The following is an 8,153-nucleotide window of genomic DNA, read 5'->3' as shown; positions in this document are numbered from 1 at the left end:
GACCGGGGAAGGCCGGGAGCGGCGGCGGGGCCGCGCCCGGTGCGCCCCGCTGGCCCGCGCCGACGAGCCGCTCCTGCGCCGCCCGCGCGGTGGGCCGCCGCGCCGGGTCCTTGTCCAGGCACGCGACGACCAGTTCGCGGATGGGGCTCGTCAGGTCGCCGAGGTCCGGTTCCTCCGTCAGGATCCGGTGCATGACGCGGGCCAGTTCGTCGTTGCCGAACGCCGGACGTCCCGTCGCGGCGAACACCATCGTGGTGCCCCACGCGAACATGTCCACCGCCGGGCCGACCTGGGCGCCGGTGAAGTTCTCGGGCGCCATGTAGGCGGGCGTCCCGACGTTCTGCGTCTCCCCGGCCGCGCCGAGCGCGCGCGACACCCCGAAGTCGATGACGCGCGGACCGTCCGGCCCCATCATCACGTTGTGCGGCTTGAAGTCGCGGTGGACGATCCCGGCCTGGTGGATCGCGGTGAGCGCGGTCAGCGTGCTGATGGCGAGCCGCTCCAGCGCGCCGCCCTTGCGCGGACCCTCCTCGCGCACCACCCGGTGCAGGGACAGACCCGGCACGTACTCGCTGATGATGTACGGCTGGTCGCCCAGCACGTCCGCGTCCAGGACCTGGGCCGTGCAGAATCGGGCGACCCGTTTCGCGACCTCCAACTCCCGGACGAACCGCGCGCGCGCCGAGCCGTCACCTGCGAGGCCACCGTGCAGGAGCTTGATGGCGACATGCTCGGTGGCGGCGGTCGCGCCCTCGGGACGTCCCAGGAAGACGGCGCCCTGCCCGCCCTCGCCGAGTCGGCCGAGGACCTCGTAACCGCCCAGCCGCCGCGGATCCCCCGATTGCAGCGGATGGGCGTCCGGCATCGTTCTGTCCGTCACGCCACTCGCTCCCCCGTCGTTCCGGTCATGTCGGAAAGAGTACGAGCAGACGATGGTACGTCGCCCGGGAAGCGGATGATCGAGGACCCCGGCCGCCCCCGACGGGCGTCCCGGCGGGCGTCCCGGCGGACGTTCCGGTGCGGCTCGGCGCCCGGGGGAAAGCGAACCCCCCCGTGGGTGCTCCCACGGGGGCCGTCGCCTGCTCAGGCCGGGTCGGGCGTCCGCCGCGCGGGGCGGGACTCCGCCCGGCCGGGCTCATCGCCCGGTGGACCCTCCGGGGCGTGGTGTCGTTCGAGGCGCGCGGCGACCGCGAGGGCGCGCAGGGACGTGGACTTGACCGGACGGCGTTCGGCGCTGGGCCGGTGCCTGGGGATGCTGCTGGGCACGAGGACCTCCTGGTGACTGGTATGTGACCTGATACCCGTTTTGCGGGCGTGCGACATTACTTCTAACTGCAAGAACTTCCGAGCTATTCCGGAGTCCGCCTCCCGTCTTCACGACCTCGTCTCGACTACCTAGGTTGTATTCCTAACTAGCTTGCCGTACGGTCTAGATCGTTGAACCGAACCGACCGGAGGCAGTCATGCAGATATCGCCGGACTTCTCGACCGCGGGCCTCGCCCTGGCCGTCCCGCTCCTCGGGTACGTGCTGGCCGAGGGCCTCGTCGGCAAGCGCTCCCACGAGCGCATGCTGCGGGACCGCGACCGGGACCCGAACGCCCTCACCCGGATGTTCCGCGTCTGGATCGCCTGCGCGTGGGCGTCCGCCGCCGCGGCCCTGGCCGTCCTCGCCGTCTCGCCCGGCGCCGTCCCGTCCGACCTGGGCCTGCGCCTGCCCGCCGATCCGTCCACGACCCTCGGGATGGTCGCGGGCGCGACCCTCGTCGTGGCCGTCATCGCCCTGCTCACCCGCAGGAGCGGCGGCCTTCCCGCGCAGCGCGCGCTCCCCGCGCGGCGGGCCCTGGCGGACATGCACCCGCGGACCCCCGCCGAGCGCCGCTGGGCGCTCGCGATGGCGGTGACGGCCGGGGTCTGCGAGGAGATCGTCTACCGCGGCCTGCTCATCGCCCTCGGCGTCGGGGTGCTCGGCCTCGGCGTCGAGACCGCCGCCGCCCTCGCCCTCGCCCTCTTCGTCCTCGGCCACCTCTACCAGGGGCGGCGCGGCATGCTCCTCGTCACCGTCGCCGGGTTCTCCCTCACCTACCTGTACCTGTCGACCGGCAGCCTCGTCCTCCCGATCGCCGTGCACGTCATCGTGGACGTCATGGCCCTCGTCGTCCTGCCGTCCCTGTCCGCCCGCCGCACCGCGCCCGCGGCCGGCTAGGTTGCATCACTACCTGGATTGCGACGAAGATGAACGCCATGGCCGCAGACCGCCGCGCCAGCTGGCTCAAGGGCGTCCTCGACCTGCTGGTCCTCGCCAGCCTCACCGACGGTGAGAGCTACGGCTACGAGATCGCCAAACGGCTCGCCGAGGCCGGGCTCGGGCAGATCAAGGGCGGCACCCTCTACCCGGTGCTGAACCGCCTGGAGGAGGCGGGACTCGTCTCCGCCGAGTTCCGCGTCGCCGACCGCGGCCCCGGCCGCCGCTACTACCACCTGACCGGCGAGGGACGCGCGACGCTCGACCAGCAGTCGAAGCTGTGGCTGGCGTTCGACGAGTCGGTGCGCGGCGTCCTCGCCAGGGGGGCCCGATGACCGCCGCCTACTTCGACGACCTGGCCGCGCGGCTGCGCGCGGCCGGGGTCTCCGCCGACGCGGCGGCGGGCACCGTGGCCGAACTCGCCGCGCACGTCGCCGAGTCCGGCACCGACCCCGAGGACGAGTTCGGCCCCGCCGCCGAGTTCGCCGCCGTCCTGCACCCGTCCGGAGGCGGCGGCGAGCCCGGTCCGTCCGACGAGACGTGGCGCTGGACGGCCGACGCCTTCCAGGACCGGCGCCTGCTCGACCGCTTCGGCGACCAGGGCTGGGAGGTCGAACGCGTCGACTCCGCCGGCCGCTTCGTCAGCCGCCGCGATCCCGAGCGCCCGCAGCGCTGGGACTACCGCCGCGAGACCGTCCTGCCCGGCCGCCGCACCGCCCTCGCCGCCCGCCTCGCCCCGGACGGCTGGGAACCGTGCGGCACCTGGATCTGCTTCGAGTACTTCAAGCGCCCGAAGGCCGCCACGCTCGGCCCGGACGCCGAACTCCCCGCCGCGCCCGCCGCCCCGTCCCGCCGCACGTTCTGGAGCCGTCGCTTCTACGCGTTCCTCGCCGCGTACACGCTCCTCCTCGTCGGCGCGGCGACCGCCTGGCTCGTCCTCGGCGACGCCGACGACCGCGACGGCTTCGGCGGCGGCTTCCTCACCGGCGCCCTCGCCGGAGCCGCCCTCGCCGCCCTCGTCGCCATCGCCTCCACCGTGATCAAACTCCGCCGCCGCCCCTGACCCGCACCCGGGGGGAACGGCGGTTCAGGCGGCGAGCGCGGCGACGGCCCGGCGGGCGGCCCGCTCAACGGCCGCGTCCATGGACGGCACGGCCCGCCCGGCCGCGCCGGGCCGCGTGGCGGCCCCGTGGACGATCTTCAGCGTGACGTTCTCGTGACGGGCCCAGACGGTGGTGAAGGCCCAGTCCGATTGGACGCCGCTCTGGGCGAAGGCTTCCCCGCCGATGCCTGGAACCTCCCGATAGGGGCCGGTTTTGCTTTCGGAAGTGCTGGAGCCCATCGGCGACTCGTCCGAGAGGTTCCGCGTGAGGCCGCGATCGAACTCCATGGCGTCGATCGCCTCTTTCCGGGTGCCGTGGAGGACGGCGGACACCTGCAGGGATCGGTGCCGCGCGGAGCCTCCCGCGTCGCCGTCCCCGCCCGTCCACGCGCAGTAGGCGGTGTCGGCGCCGTCCGACGCCCGGCGCTCCCGGCCGGACTCGGACGCCTCCGCCCGCAGGGCCAGTTCGTCGAACGTCACGGCGGTGACGAGGGCGCAAGGGTCGGGCAACGCGGCGAGCGGCCCGGTTCCCGCGTGCGCGGCGGACGGGACGGACCCCGGTGGCGCGGAGGCCGTCGGGGACGCGGCCGCGCCGTCCGGGGCGGTGGGGTGCCGTCCCGTCCCCGGGTCGCGGAGGCTCGCGAGGCCGAAGACCACGGCCGTCGTGACGAGCGCGGTCCCGGCCGCCGTCGCCGCGTACAGGAGCCATCGGGGGCGTTTTCCGGTATCGGTCACGACATCCCCGTCACTCGTTGTAGCACTGCGGGCATCGCTTCAACCCGTCGACGACCGCGACGGCGATCCGTCCGGCCGTCTCGCGTACCCGATCCGGCGGGATCCCCGTGTCGTCCAAGGGGCGCTCGCCGTCGGCCGTGTAGTCGGCGCCGCCGTAGCGGATCTCGATGAGGACGTTGCGGTAACGGATCCCCGCGGCGGCGCTCGTGAACACGGCACCGTCCTCCGCCTTGCTTCGGACCGTCGCCAGGAATGCCTCGTCTCCGACGCCGTCGAGCGATGTCAGCGGCCCGTACGAGCCGTCCCCGACCGTGGTGTTCGCCCGGCTCTGCACCGTGGACCGTCCACCCGCGAAGTCGCGCGCGGTGCGCGCGGCGCCTCCGTTCGCTTCCGGGCTGATGACCAGCTCCACCGCCAGGTCGCGCGCCTTCTGCACGTCCGAGCCCGGTTGGTCGCCGGACGTCCAGCCGCATCCCGTCCCGACGCCGCTCGATCCGAAGACGCCGTCCGCCACGTTCTCCGTCGGGGCGTGCGTCCCGTTGGGCACGAGTTCGGCGGCCATGGCCCTGGGGACGAGGCCGCAGGGATCGGAGATCCGGGTGAAGACCGCGGGGCGGGGCCGCGACGGCGCGGCGGAGGGCGGCGTGGCCGGCGCCGAAGACGGCTCCTCCCCGTCCCGGTCGACGGCGAGGACCGCGATGCTCGCCCCGCCGACCAGGACGGCCGTCGCCCCGCGGTGATCGCGGCGCCGAGCCATGCCGGACGGCGCCGCCGCGGCTTCGCCGGTGCGTCGGCACGGGTGTCCTCGCGGGTGTCCTCGCGCGCGCTCGTGCCGGTGCCCGGCACCGCGAACCGCGGCGCCGTCCACTCGCGGCCGATGATGTCGGTCGCGCCCGCTGCGCGTCCTCGGTACCGACCAGGTCCCGCAGGACGGCGTCCGCGGTGGGCCTGCCCGCGGGCGTCGGCGCCAGCGCCGCCCGGACGAGCGGAAGCAGGTCCCCGGGGACGCCCGACAGGTCGTGCAGCCCTTCCTGGGCGCGGGCGGCGAGCGTCGCGAGGTTCCCGGTGCCGAAGGGATGCCGTCCCGTCGCCGCGTAGGCGATGAGGGTCCCCCAGGCGAACACGTCGGCGGCCGTGCCGACGCGGCCGTCGAACAGCTGCTCGGGCGCCACCCAGCCCGGGCTCCCGACCACGTTGCCGGTCCGCGTGTGGCGTTCGGCGGCGTCGATGGCGCGGGCGATCCCGAAGTCGATGACGCGGGGACCGGTGGCCGAGAGCAGTACGTTCGCGGGCTTCAGATCGCGATGGACGAGCCGCACGGAGTGGATCGCCGTCAGAGCGGTGGCGACGCCGATGGCGATGCTGCGCAGCCGTCCGGCCGGAACGGCGCCGTGGGCCTTGATGAAGTCGGAGAGGGAGGGGCCCTCGATGTATTCGGTGACGAGATAAGGCATCCCTTGCGTCTCGCCGTGTTCGATGACCCGCGCCGTACAGAACGACGCCACGCGGCGCGCGTTCGTCACTTCGCTCGCAAAGCGCGCGCGGAAAGAGTCCGTTCCCGCGAGTTCCGGACGGATGACCTTGATGGCCACCTTCTGCCCGGCGGTGCTCAGCGCCAGGAAGACGGCGCCCATCCCGCCCTCTCCCAGCTTCCCGAGGACGCGGTAACCGTCGATCACCTCGGGATCGCCGGGAGCCAATGCTCCCGCTCCGGGCGACCACGCCCCTTGCTCCATCCGCACATGCCCCCTATCGCGCGTCCCGTCCGCCGGAAAGCGGCAGAGACTTTACCGAGAGGTGTTCTCCGAGTCATGGCGGGATGTGCGGAATCGGTGTTTTCGGGTGTCCGAATGTGCGGACGGGGGCGTTCAGTCGTGGCCGGACGTCCGGAGGAAGGCGAGCAGCGACTTGTGGCGCTGCCAGTAGTCGGCGGATCGGCCGCCGCCCAGCTGGAACCAGGTGAGGGGCCCCAAGGGGCGGCGGGCGAAGCCGGGCGGGCCGGTGAAGGAGCCGTGGGCGGCGAGGCCGATGGGGGCGGACGGGCCGGCCCAGCGGGGTTCGAGGGCGAGGTCCGGGCGTCCGGGGGCGATGTGGGCCAGGACGGTCGTGGGGGGCGCCTCGTCCGGCAGTTCGCCGATGAGGGACGGAACGTCGTCGACGGGGACGGTCTCGTTCGGCCCGTAGCCGATGGTGAGCGTCGTCGTCTCGGCCACGCCCGAGGACGGTGCGTCGAGCGGCGCGAAGTCCAGGGTCGCGATGGACGGGCGGTCGCCGGCGCCGACGGCGACGAGACGCGTGTCCGGGGCGGTGTGGACGTGGGAGGTCAGTTCCGCGGCGTCCCACGCGTGCCGCAGCGGTTCGGACGTGCCCCAGCCCGCGGGCGGCCGTCCGGTGAACAGGCGCATGAGGTGGTGGAGGTGGGCGCCCAGTGGGTCGTCGGGCGCGTGGGACGCCTTGAGGGTGAGGACGAGCGTCGGGCCGATCGGCGCGGCGAGCGGCGTCCGGTAGGCGGGGGCGTAATCGCGGGCGTCGGGGACGGGCGTGAACGCGGTGCCGTCCCAGCGCATCGGACGTCCCGTCAGGCCCTCGTAGTAGCCGTCGTCGTGCACGATCCACTGCGCGCCGGACGTGGACAGGGGAATCGTGATGCGGCTGTCGGACGGCGTGACGATCTGCAGGGTGCGGCCCGTCGCTTCGCACTCGTGCAGGTATCCGGAGATCGCGTTGCTCAACGGGACGAGCGGACGGTCGCACAGGACGACCATCGCCTCATCGGTGAGGACGTCGGCTCCGCCTACTGTCTGCATCACCGGTTGCTCCACACCGTGCCGTCGTGCTGGGCCGCGAGTTCGTCCGCGCAGTGGCGTGCCGCATCGACGGCTCGGGGCGAGTCGGCGGCGGCGTGGAGCTCCGTCCACCAGACGGGGACGCTCGCCGAAACGCCTAGGAGGCGTTCCACCTCACCTGGGACCGGTACCAAGATCGGGGTGTCGATGCGGACGAGCAATTGGTCCTGGGCGTCGAACACGTAGGCGTCCCTGACGTCGAGGCCCGGGACTTGGACGGCGTCCACGTCGGGCTTGCGCGGAGACAGGACGATCAGTTCGCGGCTCATGCGGCGTCCAGGGAACGCTCGAAGGCGGCGCAGGCGACCTCCACGATCGCCGAGTGTGCTGAGGCGCCGATCCGGTCGGGGACTATCGCTCCGCTCGCCGCCAGGTGCCGGTCGAACGGGACGTGCGCCACGGGAAGGCCGTGCGAGTGCAGTTCTTCCCCGGCCCGTCCCAAGTCCATGTCGGTTTTGGGCTTGTGTGCCACCAGGGCGACGACCGTGCGGGAGAGGACGTGCTCGAAGCCGTTGGCGCCGAACCATTGCAGGGCGGCGCGCGCGCTGAGTGCACCGTCCACGGTGGCGGGTGCGACGAACACCTGGGAATGGGCGCCCGCGAGTATGCCGCGGTGCAGTTCGGTGTCGAGGCCGCTGCCGCAGTCGATGATCACGGCGGCGAAGTGGCGGTTGAGCCGTCCCGTCCCGCGCTGGAACGTGTCGTGCTCCAGTTCGTCGGCGACGGACCCCTGACCTGCGGGGACGACGAACAGGCCCGCGGGCGTCCGCGCGAGGTGCCCGGCGAGCTCGTTCCACGAACCCGGTCTGCCGGCGGCCAGGTGCCGGATCGAGCCGCGTCCGGGAGTGTCCAGGCGCAGCGGCAGCGAACCGAGGCCCGGAGCGGCGTCGATCGCGACGACCCGGTCGTCGCGGTGGCGCTGGACGATCGCCGCGACGAGCGCGGCGACGGTCGACTTGCCCGCGCCGCCGCGGATGCTCGTCACGACGATCCGGCGGCACGACGGCACCGGGACGCCGAGCGGGCGGCGTCGCCCGCCGCGTCGCGCGCCCGTCCGGACGCCGATGCGCCCACGGCCCTGCGGACCGTCCGGCCGAGCCGCCGCGCGGCCCGCTCGCCGTGCGGTCCCCGCCGCGCGGACACCGTCCGCCGCACCGAGCGGCAGGCCCGCGGTGCCGTGCCGTCCGTCCGGTGCCCGGGCGGGGACGGCCGGGGAGCCGTTCGCCG

At 73.8% G+C, this 8,153-nt stretch carries 10 protein-coding genes and 1 pseudogene; 3 read left to right on the top strand and 8 right to left on the bottom strand.

What is annotated here, in order from left to right:
* A partial coding sequence (locus BJF79_RS26880; protein ID WP_262402633.1) for a serine/threonine-protein kinase occupies positions 1 to 880 on the bottom strand: 880 nt, incomplete at its 3' end.
* A gap of 203 nt (positions 881 to 1,083) precedes the next feature.
* A complete protein-coding gene (locus BJF79_RS53795; RefSeq protein ID WP_143220190.1) occupies positions 1,084 to 1,266 on the bottom strand; it encodes a hypothetical protein in 183 nt (60 codons plus the stop codon).
* A 197-nt stretch (positions 1,267 to 1,463) separates the two neighbouring features.
* On the opposite strand from BJF79_RS53795, the gene BJF79_RS26875 reads away from it, so the two are divergent.
* From BJF79_RS26875 to BJF79_RS26865, 3 genes are read left to right on the top strand one after another with little or no spacing between them, the layout of a single operon-like run.
* A complete protein-coding gene (locus tag BJF79_RS26875) occupies positions 1,464 to 2,204 on the top strand; it encodes a CPBP family intramembrane glutamic endopeptidase (protein ID WP_075901509.1) in 741 nt (246 codons plus the stop codon).
* Positions 2,205 to 2,242: 38 nt separating this feature from the next.
* Positions 2,243 to 2,578 (top strand): PadR family transcriptional regulator, encoded by a 336-nt coding sequence (locus BJF79_RS26870; protein WP_075901513.1) that lies wholly within the window; start codon positions 2,243 to 2,245, stop codon positions 2,576 to 2,578.
* Complete coding sequence (locus BJF79_RS26865) at positions 2,575 to 3,306, top strand: hypothetical protein (RefSeq protein ID WP_075901507.1); 732 nt, start codon at positions 2,575 to 2,577, stop codon at positions 3,304 to 3,306. The genes BJF79_RS26870 and BJF79_RS26865 overlap by 4 nt, the downstream gene beginning before the upstream one ends.
* A gap of 24 nt (positions 3,307 to 3,330) precedes the next feature.
* On the opposite strand, the gene BJF79_RS26860 is transcribed toward BJF79_RS26865, so the two are convergent.
* The 6 genes and pseudogenes from BJF79_RS26860 to BJF79_RS26835 form a co-directional block, all read right to left on the bottom strand.
* A complete protein-coding gene (locus tag BJF79_RS26860; RefSeq protein ID WP_075901505.1) occupies positions 3,331 to 4,080 on the bottom strand; it encodes a hypothetical protein in 750 nt (249 codons plus the stop codon).
* Between the two features lie 10 nt (positions 4,081 to 4,090).
* Positions 4,091 to 4,837: a hypothetical protein gene (locus BJF79_RS61790; RefSeq protein ID WP_075901503.1), complete on the bottom strand. Its 747-nt coding sequence runs from the start codon at positions 4,835 to 4,837 to the stop codon at positions 4,091 to 4,093.
* Between the two features lie 172 nt (positions 4,838 to 5,009).
* Positions 5,010 to 5,816: pseudogene (locus BJF79_RS67335) on the bottom strand (serine/threonine-protein kinase); the annotation flags it as partial.
* A gap of 132 nt (positions 5,817 to 5,948) precedes the next feature.
* Positions 5,949 to 6,887, bottom strand: coding sequence for a DUF6177 family protein (locus tag BJF79_RS26845; RefSeq protein WP_083733968.1), 939 nt, complete (start codon positions 6,885 to 6,887; stop codon positions 5,949 to 5,951).
* Entirely contained in the window at positions 6,887 to 7,195 is a 309-nt protein-coding gene (locus BJF79_RS26840; protein ID WP_075901501.1) for a hypothetical protein, read from the bottom strand. The genes BJF79_RS26845 and BJF79_RS26840 overlap by 1 nt, the downstream gene beginning before the upstream one ends.
* On the bottom strand, positions 7,192 to 8,153 hold a 962-nt coding region (locus BJF79_RS26835; RefSeq protein ID WP_316043443.1), incomplete at its 5' end, for a MinD/ParA family protein. The genes BJF79_RS26840 and BJF79_RS26835, both read right to left, overlap by 4 nt.

Source organism: Actinomadura sp. CNU-125, assembly GCF_001942465.1.
Taxonomy (GTDB): Bacteria; Actinomycetota; Actinomycetes; order Streptosporangiales; family Streptosporangiaceae; genus Spirillospora.
The sequence above is the reverse complement of the archived record's forward strand: the minus strand, read 5'-3'. Positions and strand labels throughout refer to the sequence as shown.

Bases quoted from the DNA above. Each gene is read 5' to 3' on its own strand.
- BJF79_RS26875 (WP_075901509.1), top strand. From the start codon at position 1,464: ATGCAGATATCGCCGGACTTCTCGACCGCGGGCCTCGCCCTGGCCGTC.
- BJF79_RS26870 (WP_075901513.1), top strand. From the start codon at position 2,243: ATGGCCGCAGACCGCCGCGCCAGCTGGCTCAAGGGCGTCCTCGACCTG.
- BJF79_RS26865 (WP_075901507.1), top strand. From the start codon at position 2,575: ATGACCGCCGCCTACTTCGACGACCTGGCCGCGCGGCTGCGCGCGGCC.
- BJF79_RS61790 (WP_075901503.1), bottom strand. From the start codon at position 4,837: ATGGCTCGGCGCCGCGATCACCGCGGGGCGACGGCCGTCCTGGTCGGC.
- BJF79_RS26845 (WP_083733968.1), bottom strand. From the start codon at position 6,887: ATGCAGACAGTAGGCGGAGCCGACGTCCTCACCGATGAGGCGATGGTC.
- BJF79_RS26840 (WP_075901501.1), bottom strand. From the start codon at position 7,195: ATGAGCCGCGAACTGATCGTCCTGTCTCCGCGCAAGCCCGACGTGGAC.